Here is a 19,182-nt window from a genome sequence, read left to right as displayed (position 1 = left end):
CATTAGTTTGCAGGGTTTTGATTATCGGTAGCAGCTTGATTATCCTGGGAATTCCATGCCTTTAGATACCCATCAACACGCTGGGCAATATCATCATCACCCTGATAGTTATCCTTAATACTTTGCAAATACTGAATAGCCTGAAAGGTTTCACCACGATCATGATAAATCTCGGCCAGTAAAATAAAGCTGCGTGCCAGCCAATACTGATGAGATGTCCCTTTATCAATAAAGTCAAACACCTCTTTTTCTGCCGCTTCTTTCTTATCGCGAACATAGAGTATTTGCGCCAGCTGATATTTCGACTCGGCACCTTCAATACTCTTGGTGTTCTTAGCAAGCAGCTTATAATTTTCGAAGGCATCCTGCTCATTGCCTAAATGCTGATGACTAACTGCCATATTAAACCTAGCTTCGCGCTTGATTTCATCGGCCACCTTAGGTAGATCCAGCAAATTCTCGGCAGCTTCAATACACTGTTCCGGTTGATCAATCTTAGCCAGACAACGCATCTTACCAATCTTCGCTTCCAACCGATTGGCAGCTATCTCAGCCTCCAGCTCCAGTCGCGTAAAGCTTTCGTAAGCACGCTGGTACGCTCCCTGCTGATAATGCAGTTCACCCATGCGAATCAGGGCCTCCTCGGTGAAGAGGCTACGCTCGCGACCCGCTACATACTCGAAGGAGCTGAGCGCATCGGTATAGGCACCTGTCTTGTACTGGCAATCGGCTTTGTAAAAATGTGCGTTCAATACAAATTTACCCTGCGGGAAACGCGTTAAATAATTCATAAAATGAGATATGGCGCGTTCGCAATCACTCTGCATGTAAAAACGCTCCGCCGATACAAAGGTAAGGCTATCCTGCTCACGCTCATCTACCTGGGCGAAGGTACCCAGCGAAGCCGTATATTTCATATAGCCATTCAAGTCGTTATTGTCCATATAGATACTGCGAATACCGGCCAGAGCATCTTCCGCTTCAGGAGTACCCGGGTATTCATTCACCACCCGCTTATAAAAAGTCATTGAATTACCATTGTCGTTGCTGTTGTAATAAACCAGCCCCAACTGCAATAGTGCCTTTTTAGCATAACTACCCTTAGGATAATTCTCCTTTGTGCGCTTATAATAGTAAATTGCTTTATCACTATTGCCCACAGCTACATATGATCGACCCGTTTCATAAAGTGCATCATCAACATAAGGCGATTGCGGATAGCGCCCCAATAAATCGTTAAGGACACTAATCTTACGATCATACTGCTTCATCAGCCCCTGGCAAAAAGCCTTTTGAAATAAGGCGTAGTCGGGTGCCCCCTCTGGGATCGCCGAGGCTTTATCGTACCATAGAATGGCCTGATCGAACTGACGCTCCACATAGTAGCAATCACCTGTACGATTATAGGCATCACCCATCATCACGCGGTCGCGCCCATCGCTAAGCTTAATAAATTTACGGAACCAGCTTTGTGCCTCGGCATATTCTTTCTGTTTAAAATAACTATAGGCAATATTATAATGAGCCACCGAAAACTCTTTCATCTCGAAAGAACCCGGTTGATAAATAAACTCACGAAAATCGGTGATAGCCTTGGCATAATTGCCCTGACGGTAATAGGCTTCGCCCCGCCAGTAGAAAGCCCCAATCTTAAGCGTCTTATCGTATTCGGCATATTTAAGGCTATAATCGAAAAACTCAATGGCTTCGCTAAAATTAAGATCAGTAAAAAGCTCAAGACCCCTAAAATACGCTACCCTTTGCAAGGCACGATACACATCCGCTGTCTTATGACTGATCTTCTCCATGGAAGTAAGCGCCTCTCGGTAATTTTTTGTGGTTAAAAAGGCTTTACCCAAATAGGTGTATGCCTCATCAACCTTGTCGCTCTCAGGAAACAGCTCGATGTAACGCATGAACGAATTAATAATTTCATTGAAAGGCGAGTAGGCCAGCTCGTAATTTAACTTGATGTAATTAAACGAAGCATCTTCCTGTATCTCTTTATCATGCTCCAGTTTAGAGGCTGCCTCAAAAGCCACACGCGCTCTTTTCTTATCCCCTGCACGCAAATAACAATCGCCCAAATGATAATAGGCATTCTGTGCCAGAGCATCATCACCCGTCGCTACCTGCGATAAACTAGTGCTTGCTTCCGCGTAATGCCCCAGAAAATAGTTGGCAAAACCGAGGTGATAATAATCCTCACGTCGCGGCTCATCGGACAGATCAAGAACTTTTAAATAATACACCACCGCCTTTTCGTAATTCTTTTGCGCGTAATAAGAATCGGCTATAATTCGGTTCATATCGGCTTGCCGCATCTGCTCACCTCCTTCCGCAAGCTCTTCAGCATAGCTAATGGCAGCTGAGTAATCCTCCTGCAGGTAGTATATTTGTGCGATATAATAGGGAGTCACCTTCTTGAACGCCTTCTCCCCTTCCAGCTTCTTAAAAGATTCGAGTGCGGTTTGATAATTGCCCTTATGATACTGTATATGCGCATAGTAATAGTTCACCGCAGCACTATACCGGTGCTCACGTCCACGTATTTTATTAAACCGCTGCAAGGCAGTATCATATTCCTCCTGCGCAAACGAAGCATAACCGGCATTATAGTAGTAATCAATGCGTGCTGCATCATCTAAAGATGACACCTTAACGCGATCGTACCAACGACTTGCCTGACGGTATTTACGGCTCTCTAAAAAATAATCTCCCAAATGCATGCGGGCGTACTCCAAGCGATTACTGTAAGGAAAATCCATGAGGTAACGCTCCCACAAGTATTCCACATCATCATTCTCCAACTTTTGCGCACACACAGCCACCAGGTAGGCTGCTTCAGCTTGCAGCGAAGGGCTATTATCGCCAGCCTGATTTAGATAGGCGGTAAAAGTATTGCGTGCTAAGCCATATTTACCAAGGCGATACATCTCCATGCCTTGTTCATATAGTTGCTTTTGCGATTGGTAGTTAAGCGATTGCTGTGCATTGCTTAGATGCACCAGGCTAGTAAACAGCAACAACGCGATTATTCTCATCATAAGGATAAGGCCTTTAATTTATGATTGTATCTATGAAAAACGAAGAAGCAGGAATTTTAGTCTTCCCGCTCACATTTTAGTGCTTAAAGATAACAAAAGTACAAGAGCCAGAAAGGTAAACGCCACAAGGTTTTTTTTTCGAACACAATAATTTAACTTATACCTTTTACACCCACCAGTTGATATACTGAGCACCTTTTTCCCTTAGTCAAGCAGACTAAAATCGATCTCCTCCTGCCGCGACTCAAATAAGCGCGTATCCTCGCAGCGAATGGTACGGCCCGGAAATTTCTTTAGCAAATTATAGTTATGCGTGGCCATAATTACGGTATTCCCCGACAGGCAGATCTTCTTGAGCAACTGCATAAGCTCGTCTGAGGTGTCAGGATCCAGGTTACCCGTAGGCTCATCAGCCAGTATCAAATCCGGTGAGTTCAGCAAGGCACGCGCAATACCGATACGCTGCTGCTCACCTCCTGAGAGTTGATGCGGCATTTTGTAGCCCTTATGCACCATATCTACGTGCGACAAGACATCGCGAATACGCTTATCCATGTCTTTCTTATCCTTCCAACCGGTAGCCTTGAGCACAAACATCAGGTTATCGTATACACTACGATCGGAAAGAAGCTGAAAATCCTGAAATACGATACCCATTTTGCGCCGCAACAGCGGCACCTCTTTGCTCTTGATAGATTTTAGAGGATAACCAGCCACAAATCCATATCCTTCCTCCAATGGAAGTTCCTTGTACATGGATTTCAGAAGACTGGACTTTCCGCTGCCTACTTTTCCTATTAAATAGACAAACTCACCTGGCTTAATACTAAAATTCACATCCTGCAGAATCATGTGTTCCTGCTGGCGGATGCAGGCGTTTTTAAACTCAATGATGTACCCTTCTTTATTGGTACTGCTAATGGGTTGTTTATTCTTACTCATGCGGCGCTTACGCTATTATTTAATTACTCAAAGTAACATTTTTTTTACCGGATAAAAAATCTTCAGCTACGAATACAGCATGATTCGCAATAACAAGTATTTAGAACACAAACAACAACGCCGAACGTCCCAGTATATTGTCGGGATCGTTCGGCGCAGCTATGCATTAGTCTGTCTATTTTAATTGAGCCAAAACAGTTTTCACACGTTTAAAAGCCTCTTTCAACTGATCCTCGGAAGTGGCATAAGAAAAGCGAACACACTTTTCACTACCAAAGGCACTGCCAGGTACAGATGCCACATGCGCTTTATCCAGCAGATACATACACATATCCATGGACGTATGAATGGTGGTATCTCCATCCGACTTACCAAAATAAGCGCTGATATCAGGGAATATATAAAAAGCACCATCCGGCACAGAAAGCTTAAAGCCAGGAATATCCTTCACCATGTCAAGAACAAGATCGCGGCGTTTAAGAAAAGCCTGACGCATATCTTCCACACACTTCTGATCCCCCTCAAAGGCCTGAATAGAAGCCGCCTGAGCAATGGAACATACTCCCGAGGTAAACTGCCCTTGCAGCTTGGTGACAGCCTTGGCAATAGCGGATGGTGCGGCCAGATAACCAATGCGCCAACCGGTCATTGCATAACCTTTTGATACACCATTAATCACAATGGTACGCTCACGCAAAGCTTCAAACTCACCAAAGCCCACATGTTTACCTACAAAATTAATCTTTTCATATATCTCGTCTGAAATGATCTGCACCTTCGGATACTTTTCCAACACCGCAGCAAGCGCCTTCATCTCCTCTGCGCTGTAAACACTGCCTGTAGGGTTTGAAGGTGAATTAAATAAAATGGCCTTGGTACGCGCTGTAATATGCTGTTCCAACTGCTCCGGGGTGATCTTAAAATCCGCCTCTACATCTGCCTCTACAATTACCGGTGTCCCCTCTGCCAACTTCACCAACTCGATATAACTCACCCAATAAGGGGCGGGTATAATCACTTCATCACCTTTATCGATAATACATTGCAATACATTAGCAAGACTATGCTTTGCGCCTCCTGATACCACAATTTGCTCAGGCGTGTAACACAGTCCGTTTTCTTGCGACAACTTATTGGCAATCGCGGTTTTTAAAGCAGGATAACCCGCTACAGGCGGATAATGTGTCAAATTATCACTAATGGCTTTAACCGCTGCTGCCTTAATATGTTCCGGGGTGTTAAAATCTGGCTCTCCAATAGTCAGGTTAATCACATCCACTCCACTCTCTTTTAAGGCTCTGCTCTTTTGGTTCATCTGAATGGTCTGCGACTCAGATAGCGCATTAATGCGACTAGATATAACTGTGTTATTCATATGTGTATATTTACTATAAACGTCAACCAAACGTGATCATAGCGGCTCTGAAAGCGCGAAGTAGTAGATTCAAAAAAGGAACAGAAGCTTAATTATCACAACATCCACTATTTTAAAAACAACACGGTAAAAAGCCGATAAATTCACGATCAATTCCTATCGGTGTGAAACATTTTATATCTTGCACCCGTAAACGCAAAATTAGTTAAAATTTAAAAGCTGGCAACATAAATCCACACACAGAATACCATTTTTTGATGCGAAATTATTACACTTTCACACTTTCAGTTTAAATAAAAGAAGAAAGGAATAATTAGAATGAACTCTACTTATAATTTGACAGAATATTTGTAAACTAAACACTCATGATTGCCCTCAATGAAATATTGAAGATTGTTGGCCTGGTGGTTTTAATAAGTACACCGCTGCTGCTATTGCTCCGTTGGTTTTTAAAGCACAACCTTAAACTAAAGGAACTGGAACTGGCCAACAACACTTACAAAACATTAATACCAACACGTCTGCAGGCCTACGAACGCTTAACCATATTACTGGAACGCATTAATCCGGAGGCCTTGGTACTGCGTGAAAACAAGCAAGGAATAAATTGCCTGCAACTACAAAAAAATATGCTACAAAGTATTCGAAATGAATTTGAGCATAATTTTGCCATGCAGGTATATCTCCCTACCGCCAGCTGGGATGCCATACTGCGTGGACGCGATGAAGTAATCAAGCTAATCAATTCAGCATCCGCCGAAGTAAGACCCGATGCACCGGGGCTGCAGCTGGCAAGGATAATTCTCGAGAAGAGCATTAACGAAACCAAATTTTATATTGATAAAGCCCGGGAAACACTAAAAAAAGACATTCAGCTTTATTATTTCGACTAGCAGGGGAGATGAATAAGATAACTATAATTACCGTAACGTATAACAGCGCAAAAACGCTTGCTGACACCATCAACAGCGTCAACACACAAACGGCACGCCAGCATATTGAATACATAGTAATTGACGGACAGTCAACAGATGGCACATTATCCATTATCGAGCAAAACAGTGCCTCGATAGACAAATGGATCAGCGAACCCGATAAGGGTATCTATGATGCCATGAATAAGGGTTTACAGATGGCGAGCGGACAGTGGGTAGGCTTTCTGCATGCCGATGACTTATTTTATGACGACAAGGTAGTGGAACACATCCTTAATGCTGCGAATAATAATGAATGTAATTTACTGTATGGCAATCTGAATTACATTAATGGCACACCCGAACAGAAGGTTGTCCGCTTTTGGAAAAGCCAGCCCTTCAGCGCTAAACTATTGAAGCGGGGATGGATGCCCCCCCATCCCACCGTATACATGAAAAAAGACCTGGCCACAATCATTGGCGCATTTGATACCAGCTACCGCATTGCCGCTGACTACGATTATATGCTGCGCCTATTTATGCATCCGCAATCCCAAAGCCACCACATTAACGAAACACTGATTAATATGCGACTGGGCGGTGTAAGCAACCGATCCATTGGTAATATGATACAAAAATCAAAGGAAGACTACCGCGCCTTACGCAGTAATAAAGTGGGTGGCATTTACGCCCTATTGGTTAAAAACCTGAGTAAGCTACAGCAGTTTTTTTAAATGACCTATTACTAAAGACGGAGCCGCTCTCTAAACCTTGGCTCCGTAATATTCAGAGGTATAATAGCCATAGCCCTTATCTTTAATCGAAACATCGTTGAGAATAACACCCAGACCTTCTACCTTTTCACTTAACAAATTATCTACTGTATGGGCCATGTGGTCCTTCTCGGTATAATGCGAACGCACAATAAACAAGTTACAGTCGGAATAGCTCATTAACAGACGAGCATCAGCCACCAGGCCAATAGGCGGCGAATCAACCACTACCACATCAAAGTGACTGCGCAGATACTCATACAACTCATGGGTCTTCTCTCCCACAATTAACTCACTGGGATTGGGAGGTATGGGACCTGCCGGCATTACAAACAAATTATCCTTATCGGTTGGATAAACAATTTCATCAGGGCTGCTCTGACCAATAAAATACGTGGACAAACCGGCCTGGTCATGCAAGTTGTGCAGCGCTGTTAAACGCGGTTTGCGCATATCAAAACCAACAATAACGGTGCGCTTACCCGATATGGAGAATACCGATGCGATATTCTGAGCACAGAATGTTTTCCCCTCTCCGGTATTGGAGCTAGTGAGCGTAATCACCTTCATCTCGCGATTACCGGCCATAAACTTCAACTTGGTACGAATAGATCGGAAAGCCTCGCTGATTACCGAGTGCGGATAGGCATCTATCACATTCTCGGCGCCATTTTTATTATGCACTACAACCCCCACAACTGGCACATGAGGTAGTAGTTGCTTCAAATCATCCTTACCCCTCACCTTGGTATTCAGAAACTCTTTGAGTCCAATAAATGCGGCGGGAATCAGCAGGGCTAACATCAGTCCCTTTTTATAATCACTGCTTTTATTGGGCGATACCAATTGCGACACAGAAGCATTATCAATCACCTCATTATCGGGCACATTACTGGCTTTAGAAATCTGCGTTTCGGAGTGCTTCTGCAGCAAAAAAGTATATATTGCATCATTCAGCTTATAGCTACGGTCAATCACCAGATAATCCTTTTCCAGCTCCGGTAATTTCTCCATATCAGCCAATATGGTGCTTAGCTCTGTTTGTATGCTTTTCTCTTCCAGGGCAAAATTTCGAAGCACCTGATTGATGGTTTTATTCAACAGCTCTACGGTTACCTCCATACGGTGCTGCTGCTTCTGCAAATACTGATTATCCTCCTGTGCCGCCTCACGCAGCATCTCCAGTTCTTTCTGCAATTCAATCAGCTGTGACACCAATTCGCTCACCAACCCCGTATTCTCACTATCCACGGCCGGCAATAGAAACTGCTCAAAATCGTCGGACACCTTTAGGTTTTCTTGCAAGTACTCATAATAATCGATGCGCATACGCAGCATCTTCAAAGCACTCTCTGTTTCGTAATATTTATCGGCCAGCTTCTGCGAAAACTCGGAAGGCCCCATAAAACGATTGGACTTGCGATAAGCCGACAGGCGATTCTGTATCCTGTCAAGGGTATCGGCCACCGTTTCCAGCTGCGACTCAATGAATGCAATGGAGCGTGTTGCCATGTCGTTTTTACGATCCAGATTATGCTCCATAATAACTTCGCACAAAACATCCAGGAAGCGTATTAACTTATCGGTATTGGTACCCACCGAACTGATAAATAATATACTGGACCCTTCACGATAAGGCGTAACACCCAATCCACCCCGGTATTGACTCGTTAACTGCCGATGCGACTGAAAGGAAAACGAATAACGGGCATCAGGATTAACATGAACATCGGGCTTGCGTAAGACACGAAAAGAATATCCGGCCTGCGTAAGCCACTCACCCTCCTTAAGCTGATGCTCGGCACTAAGCTTACCAATACGCCCCACAAACGATTCGGTAGCAAAAGAATGTAGGTTGGCCCCTTCAGTATTCACGGAGACCGACAAAGTATTATTGTCGTTAAACACCAGCTCAATAGGCACATTTAGTAGCTGAGGATGTAGCGAGTCAAACTCCACCACAAAGGGCGAGTGATTATAGAGCTCAGTATCTTTAAAGCGTCCTTTTTGATAATAAGCTACACCAAAATCGAGACGATCTATGGCTTTTTTAATAATGTTACGCGACCGGATTATGAAACTCTGATTTTCAATACTCCGCATCTCGGGCGACAGACCAAAGCCTTCAATTAAATCGGCTTTACTAAAAGATTTTTGCTCACCACTTTTAAGCAGCAAGGTGGCCGAAGCCTTATACACAGGAACGGTGTAACGATGATAAATAAAAACAGCCCCCAGGCATAGTGGAAACGAAATGGCAAAAAGATACCAATTCCGGACTACCAACCGCAATAAACGATTGATATCAAAAAGATTATCACTACCAACCCTTTTCACACCCCCTTCGGATGCTTCTATCGTATTTGTTTTATGATGCATTCATGTGTTTTTGACTGGCCAAATATATATATTTTCAGCCGTTTGAGCAGCCTTTCCACTTCTCTTCTGTTACAATAGTGCAGAAAGCGAAGGGTTTTCTTCGACAATAATTATCAGCATAGGATTCTTTATGCTAGAGCAATGAGCTGCGATAAAGATAAGCTCCACTAACGCTCTCTTCACTAAAGCTCTCACCATTATACACCATACGCCCTTTAATAAATACAAATTCCACACGCCCCTCCAGCGGAAAACTGCGAAGCCCTTGCTCGAAAGCCCCGGGAAGATGGCAGTACAGATTACGGATAGTATGGCCGTCCCAAATAACAATATCAGCATCGGATCCGGCCTGTAACACGCCTTTTTTAGGATAGAGACCCATGAGGCGAGCCGGACGTGTAGCCAGCAGCTCCACTAAATCGGGCATTGTTAACTTCCCTTGCTGCACGCCCCAGGTATACAAAACAGACAAGAGGTTTTTGAGTAGGATATACTCATCCGGACGATTATCCACCTGACTGCCATCCAACACACCCTGACCGGATAACTTCAGCATCGGACGCGCCAATAGAAAACGTGGATTATTGAAGCATCGCCACAAATTATCTTCGCTAAGCAAGGTAATGTTACTTACAAGAGGAAAACCGGAATAAATGGAAGTATCACCCATGAAAAGCTTATCCTGATCGGCAATATGAAAAGGAAACGACAGTTCTGCATACACACGGTGGCCAGCATCATTATGTGCTTCTATAATCTTCAACTCCTCCTGAAAACAGATGTTTAACAAGCATATTGTACAACCTGCCTTTTTGCTTAATACCAACAAAGCATGTACTTGCCTCAGATGCTCCTCCACAGTAGCCATTGATATCTGTGACAGCCCAACATAAGCCTCCCCCCATTCTCCGGGCTTATGCATATCAACCAACACGGGAATGTCATTATTGGCCGCCGTCGTCATCAGTGCGAATAGATTATCCTGATGTGTTTCACAAAGGGGCCAGCGAAGGTATAAAGAAGCGATACCCTCATGGGCAAGACAATACTCCAGATCGCGCCCCGTAAAATGCGAGCAACTGTTAAGCGACAGATGAAAGCCATAATCGGCATTGATACCATATTGCTTGTTACGCCTCATAGCAAGCTCCTTCTGAAAGACAGTTACAGCTTCTGCCACAAGAGGTTCAAGGGTAGTAGTAGTGGCTCCAATAATTTGTGCCTGATTAAAGCGCCGCAAAGAGCCGGCATCCTGTTCTATTAACTCACTGAAAAATATATGACTATCAACCCCACCAGGCAAGATGAATTTACCTTCGGCATCAATAACCGGTGTCTCAGGCTCCGGCCGGTCAATGCGGGTGGCCACCTCAATTATCTTATCATTACCAACCAACACATCTTTGCGCTTCACATCGCCTGCAGCAACCAGCTGCCCGTTTTTAATCAGCACATAATCCATAGTGGTTTTTTTATAAATATATCAATTCGCACAAGCAATCACAAACCCTTACACTGACACCTGTTGATAACAATTCCAGAACAACATTGGCGATGCTGATAAAATTGATATTTTTGTAACAATTAAAATAAGAATTTATGCAAGAGTATTTGCACGCAAACTACGACGAGGTTTTGCAGGCAATCAAGCGTTTTGAAAAAATGCTGAGCACAGACAAAATTGAATATTTTGATGTGCATCAAATCGAAAACATTTATGACTTCTATTTTGACAAAAACAAGATAAAAAAAGCCGGTCAGGTACTAAATATTGGCCTGAAACAGCACCCGGGTGCCGCCAGCCTCATTGTAAAAAAAGCGATGCACCTTGCCGAGCAGGGTGAGTTGGACGCTGCCTTGAAAATGCTTGAGAGCGTGGCAGCCATTGAATCAACCAACCCCGATGTATTTCTGACCATGGGCTGGATTATGCTTCAAAAAGGCAAGATCAGTAAGGCCTTAGAATACTACTGGCAGGCCGTTAACAGTGCCTACGACGAACAAGAGGAAGTACTTTTGGAGGTGAGCTACAACCTGAATCAGCACGAGCTGTATTTGGAATCGGTCACTTTTCTGAAGGTCTTACTCAAGCAAGCGCCCAACAATGAGAGCGCCTTGTTTGAATACGCCTTTTCTCTGGACAAGAACCTTGAGTATAAAAAAAGCATTGCTGCCTACAAAAGACTGCTTACTATCAATCCTTTTTCGGAGAATGGCTGGTACAACCTGGGAGTTATCTACAGTAAGCTGGGACTGCATGAGGAGGCAGGCAAGGCCTATGCCTATACACTGGCCATTAATCCCAAGCATCCCGAAGCGCATTTTAACAGCGGAAACAGCCTGGTACAATCCGGATTTTTCGCAGAAGCACTGGATGCTTACACAGAACACCTGGCATTGGGCGACGACGGACCGCTCGTGTATCAGTATATTGGCGACTGCTGGGAGCAGCTGGGCAATTATCCTCTCGCCATCCGCTTTTACCAGCAGGTAATTAAAATAGCACCCAAGCAGGCCGATGCCTGGTACGGGCTGGGGACTACTTTAATGGAAACAGATAAGTTTGAAGACGGCTTGCAAGCTATTGATCAAGCCATTGCCATTAATCCCTTGAATGCCGATTACTGGTTTGCTCACGCACGGGGACTCTTTGAGCTGGAAAAAACCGAAGACGCAGCACGCAGCCTGGAGAATGGCCTCAACCTGGATCCCAGCGAGCTCAGTGGATGGTTTGAATTGCTGAAGCTAAAAATCATACTCAACAAGGACTTTGATATTGAAGCTTATGTACTAAGTCTCCACGATCAAAACGGTGAAATGGCAGCCATTCACTATCTCACATCGGTGGCCTATTATCACTATCTGGATTGTAAAGATAAAGCGCTTCTTCCCCTTCGTGAAGCTATATATATGGATGCCGATGGCCTTAAAACATTGGCCGATGACTACCCTGATATGGTAGCCGATAAGGACATAGAAATACTGATTAATAGTATCATAAACAGAGAAAGCAATAAAAATGAATAAGGAAATTACAGATTATTTAAAAATTATTATCAAAGGTGCTGCTATGGGTGCTGCCAATGTGATACCCGGTGTTTCAGGGGGCACCATTGCGTTGATTACCAATATTTTTGAGCGCTTGATCAACGCCATCAAATCTTTTAACACAAAGGCACTTCAATTGCTCTTCAAAGGCGAGTTCAAAGCCCTGGCCCAGCACCTTGATCTGTATTTCCTAGTGTCCCTCTTCGCCGGAGTGGGCGCAGCCATCATCAGCCTGGCCCGCTTATTTGAGTACCTTTTTCTGAACTATCCCATCTATATATGGGCCTTCTTTTTTGGTTTAGTATTGGCCTCCATCTACTTTGTAGGTAAAACCGTTAAAAAATGGTCACTCTCTACGCTCGTCAGCCTTGCGGTGGGTACAGCCATCGCAGTTTCTATATCGGTCCTCACTCCTGCCAGCCAAAACGACTCCTTCATTTACCTGATATTATGTGGCGTAGTGGCAATATGCAGCATGATACTACCGGGTCTCTCCGGCTCATTCGTACTGATTCTCATGGGTAATTATCAGCTGGTAATGATTGACGGCGTTAACGACATGGCAATGGATATTCTGCTGCCCGTAGGACTTGGTGCCGGACTGGGCCTTGTTGCTTTTTCACACGTACTGTCATGGCTGCTTAAGAAATACCACAATCAGACAATCGCCCTGCTGACGGGCTTTATTACGGGATCGCTGGGCATTCTGTGGCCCTGGAAAAATGAACTACAGGAGCAGTTTGGCGAAAAGGTGAAAACCGTGGGTTTTGAGTATTACATGCCAACATTGGATGCAGAATTTTATTTTGCTCTTGTTTTTATTATTTTAGGGATAGCAAGCATTACCATTACTGAATTACTGGCCACTAAAAAACAGCAATAACACCATGAGAACATTCGGATTAATTGGCTACCCACTGGCACAATCATTCTCGCAGAAATACTTCACCCAAAAATTTGAGACTGAGAAAATTGATGCCCGTTTCCTAAATTTTGAAATTGAAAACATTGATGAGCTCCCCCAATTATTGGAGAGTCATCCTTACATAGCAGGATTCAGTGTGACCATCCCGCACAAAGAGACGGTATTTAAGTACCTCGACGAACTGGATGATTCGGCACGTAATGTGGGTGCCTGCAACGCCATCAAAGTAACCTGGCAGGGTAAAAAACCCAGTCTGAAGGGATATAACACTGACTTAATAGGATTTAGCGAATCCTTAAAACCCTTACTGGCATCACATCACACAAAGGCTTTAGTATTGGGTACCGGCGGTGCTGCGAAAGCTGTCGCTGAAGCACTCACCCTGCTTAACATTGAACACCGGTATGTATCGCGAAAGGCACAAACTGATTATCTCAGCTATGATCAGCTGGATAAAAGTACCATGCAAGCCCATCAGATCATTGTCAACTGCACTCCGCTGGGCATGTTTCCCAATGTTGACAGCAGTCCCGATATCCCGTATCAATGGACAGGTTCAAAGCACCTGTTCTACGACTTAACTTATAATCCTGAGGTGACCCGCTTCATGCAGAATGGCATTGATCAGGGGGCAACAGCCAAAAATGGCCTTGAAATGTTGCACAAGCAAGCCGAAGCAGCCTGGGAAATATGGAATAGTTAAGAAGATGATGACAGTACTTATCGGATACTAAATGAGTTAAACACATTGCCCTATCCGATAAGTTGCTAAATATAATGAACGCACATCATAAAGGAGCCATAAACCTGCGCTGTGGAGTAAACACAGAGTCCGGATAAGCCACATGAACCAAAAACAAGGCCTGGGCAGGCACCGAAGTTCCCGCTGCACCCCGATCCTTTTGTTCCAATACTTCACGAAATTGGGACACGGAAATCTTACCCCTCCCTACTTCCAGCAAAGTGCCTACCATAGCACGCACCATATTGCGCAGAAAACGATCAGCCTGCACAATAAATACAGCCCCGTCCTCGCCAGCCTCCCAGCGCGCCTGCATCACGCGGCAATTATTGGTTTTAGTATCAGTATGCAACTTGCTAAAGCTGGTAAAATCAGTATAATCAAACAGTACACGGGCAGCAGCATTCATCTTTTCTATATCCACCTTATAAAAAGGACGATAGCTATACAGATACTGAAAAGGATTCTTCTCGGTTTTTAAATAATAATGATAGGTGCGTGAAACAGCATCGAAACGACTGTGTGCCTCATTGGAAACAGGTGTAACAGCATAAACAACAATTTTGTTTCCTACAATGCGATTCAACTTAAATGCCAATTGCTCGCAATTTTCGATACACACCGCACTATCGAAATGTGCCACAAAATAAGAAGCATGAACGCCCGTATCGGTACGACCACAGCCTACCACATTAATGCGCTGGCGCAAAGCCTTACACAGGGCATCGTTCAACACCTCCTGTACCGATAACGCGTTGGGTTGTATCTGCCAACCATGATAAGATGCGCCATTATAGGCAAGTTCAATGAAATATCTATACATGAGTTTCAATTCAAAAACACAAAAGTAAATAAAATTATGACTCAACACGATGTAGACACACAGCTGTTGACATCAAATAGACAAATAACTAACTTTAATAAAACCGTGTAAAGACAAGACATTTTTTTGTTACTAACCAACAACATTGCACCATGAAAACAATTGACAGCGGAACGATTAGCAAAGAAACTGCACCTATCCAAGCCGTTTTGGACACAATGATTACGGCACAGGAAGAGGGAGATTTAAAAACTTTTTCGGAATGCTTTGCCAAAGATGAAAACACATTAAATATTGGAGCTGATCTGGACGAAATATGGTATGGATGGGAAGATTACTACGAATGGATGAGCACCGCCATTCGTAATAAACCGGACTATACCATCAGCTCAAAAAACACACGTATTCAGCTAAGTAAGGACCAGAATGTTGCCTGGTATTCGCAACTACTGGATACCTGCTTCGAAACCAAGGGCGAACCCTTTAGGCTGGAAGGCTTCAGACACACAGGTGTACTTGAAAAACGTGATGGTACATGGCGAATTGTTCAAAGCCATATTTCAGTACCTGACAATGCACATCCCGAGGTGATAGAATAATCAGGAATGATACCTGGCTTGCTAAATATCATTCTTGCGCTACTTATCCAAAGCACGGATACCATGAGAGCTGAAATGGTTGTTAACCAAATTATGAAGCGAGGTATTAAGCACGAGGCTACGCTTGCTGCTATGCAGGCGGTGCCTCGTCACCTCTTTGTACCTCAGGATTTACAGAACTATGCCTACGACGACCGACCACTGCCCATCGGATATCATCAAACCATTTCACAACCCTACATTGTGGCCTACATGACGGCACAGTTACAACTGGGTAAGGAGGATAAAGTATTGGAAATCGGCACTGGATCAGGATATCAGGCCGCCGTTCTCTCCGAAATCGTGAAAGAAGTATACACCATCGAAATCATTAAGCCCCTGGCTCGCCTGGCCGATTCCACACTTACAGCATTGGGCTATAACAATGTATACTGCAAGGCCGGCGATGGATATCACGGATGGGAAGCCCACCAACCCTACAACGCCATTATGATAACCGCAGCCAACAATAAAGTACCCAAAGCATTGTTTGAACAGCTAAACGAAGGCGGACGACTCATTGCTCCCATTGAAAATATGGGGCAGCAACAGCTAGTGCTATACACTAAAAAAAATGGTGAAATAAGACGAAAAGACCTATTGCCGGTGCGTTTTGTTCCATTTACCAGGGACAATAATTAAACAATTTTACACACACTGCGTTAATGTAGTATTTCAATTCTTATTTACTTATTTATGAAATCAGTTTTTACGTTAATTATCGGTATGCTACTCACAACAGGATTCAGTAATGCACAATCTTCCTTTTATGATTTTGAAGTAAATACCATCGATGGGGAGGTATTTAAAATGTCGGAGTTAAAAGGCAAGAAGGTGATGATCGTGAATGTGGCTAGCAAATGCGGCTTAACGGGTCAATACGAGCAATTACAAAAAGTATATGACCTCTATGGGGGCGACGATTTTGTCATCATCGGTTTTCCGGCCAATAATTTTCTGAGTCAGGAGCCCGGCAGCAATGAAGAAATCAGCCTGTTCTGTAAGCGCAATTACGGGGTAACCTTTCCAATGATGAGCAAGATATCGGTGAAAGGAAAAAACATGCATCCGTTGTATAAATGGCTTACAACAGAGGCCCTGAATAACTACGGCGACAGCAGCGTGAAATGGAATTTTCAGAAATATCTGATTAATGAAGATGGCACCATAGCAAAGGTAATATCGCCCAAAACACTGCCCGATGATCAGGAAATAATTAGCTGGCTAACTGCAGGATAAAAGAATTTGAAAAGCTCACCGGCATTCAGTTACAACTATCTTTAATGCACTCTTTCTGTCTTTCCGGTAGCTTTTCTCAAAATAACAAAGGCCGCTGCATTTAATGCTGCGACCTTTTATTGTATTTCTCACCTGAACCACTCAGGCATTTCAAAGTGTCTTAATTTAAACCTCGTTTTTTGAGCAGAGGCTGTAAGGAAGGATCCTGTCCTCTGAACTTGCGATACTGCACCATGCCTTCATCATCCCCACACTCCGACAAGCAGTGCTTGCGGAATTTATTGGCCAGCTCTTTATTGAAGATATCTCCACTAGCTTTAAACGCCTCAAAAGCATCTGAATCGAGCACAGCCGCCCAAATATATACGTAATAGCCGGCCGCATAATAATCGCTGCTAAAGATATGGCTAAAATAAGTAGAACGATAACGAGGAATGATCTCATCAATCAAGCCAATCTTTTCCATGGCGGCTTGCTCAAAAGCAAGCGTATTATCCACCTGATCACCCGCTTTTAAATCATGCCAGGCTAGATCAAGTAGCGAAGCGGCAAGATATTCAATAGTGATAAAGCCCTGATTGAAATGACCACTCTTCTGCAACTTTTCAATAAGTGCATCGGGAATCACTTCACCGGTTTTGTAATGACGGGCATAATGACGCATTACCTGTGGCTCGGCAGCCCAGTTTTCCATCACCTGCGATGGCAGCTCTACATAATCCTGTGGCACGACTCCTGCCGTGCGCTTATACTCGCCCCGGGTAAACAAGGCGTGCAAACCATGGCCAAACTCATGAAACAAAGTACTTACCTCGTCGAAGGTGAGAAGTGCAGGCATATCACCTGTTGGCTTCGTGAAGTTACAAACCAATGATACCAATGGGGCTACTTTTTTTCCGTCACGGGTAATGGAATTACGGAAACTGGTTTGCCAGGCACCCGGTGCTTTGCTGTCTCGCGGATGATAATCAAGATAGAGTAGTCCAATGTGCGAACCATCGGCTTCTTTTACTTCAAACACCTCAGCCTCGGGATTATACAAAGGCACATTATCGACTGAAGTAAAGGTGATACCATACAATTGATTGGCTACCCAAAACATTCCATCGCGAACATTATCCAACTGAAAATAGGGCGTAATTTCAGACTCATCAAGGTCATATTTCTCTTTTCGTAGCTTCTCGGCATAATACCACCAGTCCCATGACTTGAGTTTAAATTTACCACCTTCACGATCAATTATCGCCTGCATAGCATCTCTTTCCTTTTTAGCCACTTCAAGTGCAGGCTTCCATAGTCCCATCAGGAAAGCATCCACATTTTCTGGAGTTTTAGCCATGTTGGTTGCAATAGCATATTCGGCATGGGTATCATAACCCAGTAGGCGTACTTTCTCAGCCCTTATCATGGCCATCTTGCGGCAAATCTCCTTATTATCAAAGTCATTGTTGTTATTGCCCCGCATAAAATAACCCCGGTAAATCTTCTCACGCAGATCACGATTATCGGCATATTGAAGAAAAGGTATCAAGCTTGGTTTCTGCAAAGTAAACACCCACTTACCTTCCCTACCGCTGGCTGTGGCAGTTTCGGCGGCTGCCATCTTTACACCTTCGGGCAAGCCGGCCAGATCCTCCTCATTATCAACCACCAACTGAAAATTCTTATTGGTCTCAGCCAATTGGTTTTCGCCAAACTGAAGTTGCAACGTGGCCAGCTCTTCGTTCAACTTCTTCAATTTCTCCTGATCATCGCTTGATAACTCGGCACCATTGCGTACAAAATCATCATAATACTTCTCCGTAACCCGTATTTGAGCAGCATTCAAATTGGCGGTTTCCCGCTGCTCATACACAGCCTTCACACGCTTAAACAGCTCCATATTCATAGAAATATTGTCACTATGCTTGGTAAGCATAGGCATCAGCTCCCGCGCAATTTCCTTGATCGCATCACTGTTGTCGCTACTCTGCATATTAAAGAATACCGCACCTACCTTATCGAGCAAGCCTCCCGAACGGTCATAGGCCAAAATAGTATTCTCAAAGTCAGGAGCCTCGTCATTGCTAACGATCGCCTCAATTTCATCAACCTGCTCCTGCATACCCTTTTCAAAGGCAGGCATATAATGCTCCACTTCAATCAGATGGAAAGGTGGTGCCTCAAAAGGTGTTTCGTACTTACTAAAAAAAGGATTCATACTCCGATCACTTGTCTTTGTTTGACATCCTCCGGCTACAAGAATTACAGCCAAAAGAAGAATCATTAGTTTATTCATCTCTGTAGATTTTTTAATCATATTGTTACAACACGTTTGTTGCTCAAAAATATAAAAAA

Annotated in this window: 15 protein-coding genes; 8 read left to right on the top strand and 7 right to left on the bottom strand. The window is 43.8% G+C overall.

Going from position 1 to position 19,182, the window contains the following annotated elements:
* Positions 1-2: 2 nt before the first annotated feature.
* From ACRD7A_RS04785 to ACRD7A_RS04775, 3 genes are all read right to left on the bottom strand, one after another.
* Positions 3-3,047: a tetratricopeptide repeat protein gene (locus ACRD7A_RS04785; protein ID WP_430809990.1), complete on the bottom strand. Its 3,045-nt coding sequence runs from the start codon at positions 3,045-3,047 to the stop codon at positions 3-5.
* A 204-nt stretch (positions 3,048-3,251) separates the two neighbouring features.
* Positions 3,252-3,989, bottom strand: coding sequence for a cell division ATP-binding protein FtsE (locus ACRD7A_RS04780; RefSeq protein ID WP_430809989.1), 738 nt, complete (start codon positions 3,987-3,989; stop codon positions 3,252-3,254).
* 175 nt (positions 3,990-4,164) lie between these two features.
* On the bottom strand, positions 4,165-5,364 hold the full coding sequence (locus ACRD7A_RS04775; RefSeq protein ID WP_430809988.1) for a pyridoxal phosphate-dependent aminotransferase: 1,200 nt from the start codon (positions 5,362-5,364) through the stop codon (positions 4,165-4,167).
* Between the two features lie 365 nt (positions 5,365-5,729).
* On the opposite strand from ACRD7A_RS04775, the gene ACRD7A_RS04770 reads away from it, so the two are divergent.
* Complete coding sequence (locus tag ACRD7A_RS04770; RefSeq protein ID WP_430809987.1) at positions 5,730-6,257, top strand: DUF7935 family protein; 528 nt, start codon at positions 5,730-5,732, stop codon at positions 6,255-6,257.
* An 8-nt stretch (positions 6,258-6,265) separates the two neighbouring features.
* Positions 6,266-7,012: a glycosyltransferase family 2 protein gene (locus ACRD7A_RS04765; RefSeq protein ID WP_430809986.1), complete on the top strand. Its 747-nt coding sequence runs from the start codon at positions 6,266-6,268 to the stop codon at positions 7,010-7,012.
* 30 nt (positions 7,013-7,042) lie between these two features.
* Here the strand turns inward: ACRD7A_RS04765 and ACRD7A_RS04760 are convergent, their stop codons facing one another.
* Both ACRD7A_RS04760 and ACRD7A_RS04755 read right to left on the bottom strand, forming a co-directional pair.
* Entirely contained in the window at positions 7,043-9,430 is a 2,388-nt protein-coding gene (locus ACRD7A_RS04760; RefSeq protein WP_430809985.1) for a GumC family protein, read from the bottom strand.
* Positions 9,431-9,563: 133 nt separating this feature from the next.
* Complete coding sequence (locus ACRD7A_RS04755; protein WP_430809984.1) at positions 9,564-10,892, bottom strand: amidohydrolase family protein; 1,329 nt, start codon at positions 10,890-10,892, stop codon at positions 9,564-9,566.
* 137 nt (positions 10,893-11,029) lie between these two features.
* Between ACRD7A_RS04755 and ACRD7A_RS04750 the strand changes: the two genes are divergently transcribed.
* Genes ACRD7A_RS04750 through ACRD7A_RS04740 form a run of 3 tightly spaced genes read left to right on the top strand, consistent with a single transcriptional unit; the run spans position 11,030 to position 14,106 of the window.
* Complete coding sequence (locus ACRD7A_RS04750) at positions 11,030-12,457, top strand: tetratricopeptide repeat protein (RefSeq protein WP_430809983.1); 1,428 nt, start codon at positions 11,030-11,032, stop codon at positions 12,455-12,457.
* Positions 12,450-13,361: a DUF368 domain-containing protein gene (locus ACRD7A_RS04745; RefSeq protein WP_430809982.1), complete on the top strand. Its 912-nt coding sequence runs from the start codon at positions 12,450-12,452 to the stop codon at positions 13,359-13,361. The genes ACRD7A_RS04750 and ACRD7A_RS04745 overlap by 8 nt, the downstream gene beginning before the upstream one ends.
* Before the next feature lie 4 nt (positions 13,362-13,365).
* Positions 13,366-14,106, top strand: a complete 741-nt coding sequence (locus tag ACRD7A_RS04740; protein WP_430809981.1) for a shikimate dehydrogenase family protein — start codon at positions 13,366-13,368, stop codon at positions 14,104-14,106.
* 85 nt (positions 14,107-14,191) lie between these two features.
* Here the strand turns inward: ACRD7A_RS04740 and truA are convergent, their stop codons facing one another.
* Complete coding sequence (gene truA, locus ACRD7A_RS04735) at positions 14,192-14,968, bottom strand: tRNA pseudouridine(38-40) synthase TruA (protein ID WP_430809980.1); 777 nt, start codon at positions 14,966-14,968, stop codon at positions 14,192-14,194.
* Positions 14,969-15,120: 152 nt separating this feature from the next.
* On the opposite strand from truA, the gene ACRD7A_RS04730 reads away from it, so the two are divergent.
* The 3 genes from ACRD7A_RS04730 (at position 15,121) to ACRD7A_RS04720 (ending at position 16,845) form a co-directional block, all read left to right on the top strand.
* Positions 15,121-15,567, top strand: coding sequence for a nuclear transport factor 2 family protein (locus ACRD7A_RS04730; protein WP_430809979.1), 447 nt, complete (start codon positions 15,121-15,123; stop codon positions 15,565-15,567).
* Between the two features lie 63 nt (positions 15,568-15,630).
* Entirely contained in the window at positions 15,631-16,248 is a 618-nt protein-coding gene (locus ACRD7A_RS04725) for a protein-L-isoaspartate(D-aspartate) O-methyltransferase (protein WP_430809978.1), read from the top strand.
* A 54-nt stretch (positions 16,249-16,302) separates the two neighbouring features.
* On the top strand, positions 16,303-16,845 hold the full coding sequence (locus ACRD7A_RS04720) for a glutathione peroxidase (RefSeq protein ID WP_430809977.1): 543 nt from the start codon (positions 16,303-16,305) through the stop codon (positions 16,843-16,845).
* A gap of 160 nt (positions 16,846-17,005) precedes the next feature.
* Here ACRD7A_RS04720 and ACRD7A_RS04715 read toward each other — a convergent pair whose 3' ends face one another.
* Entirely contained in the window at positions 17,006-19,123 is a 2,118-nt protein-coding gene (locus ACRD7A_RS04715; RefSeq protein ID WP_430809976.1) for a M3 family metallopeptidase, read from the bottom strand.
* Positions 19,124-19,182: the final 59 nt, after the last annotated feature.

The sequence above is a fragment of the Carboxylicivirga longa genome (assembly GCF_050589825.1).
Lineage (GTDB): Bacteria > Bacteroidota > Bacteroidia > Bacteroidales > Marinilabiliaceae > Carboxylicivirga > Carboxylicivirga longa.
Note: the sequence above shows the minus strand (reverse complement) of the source record. Positions and strands in the feature narration are given on the sequence as shown.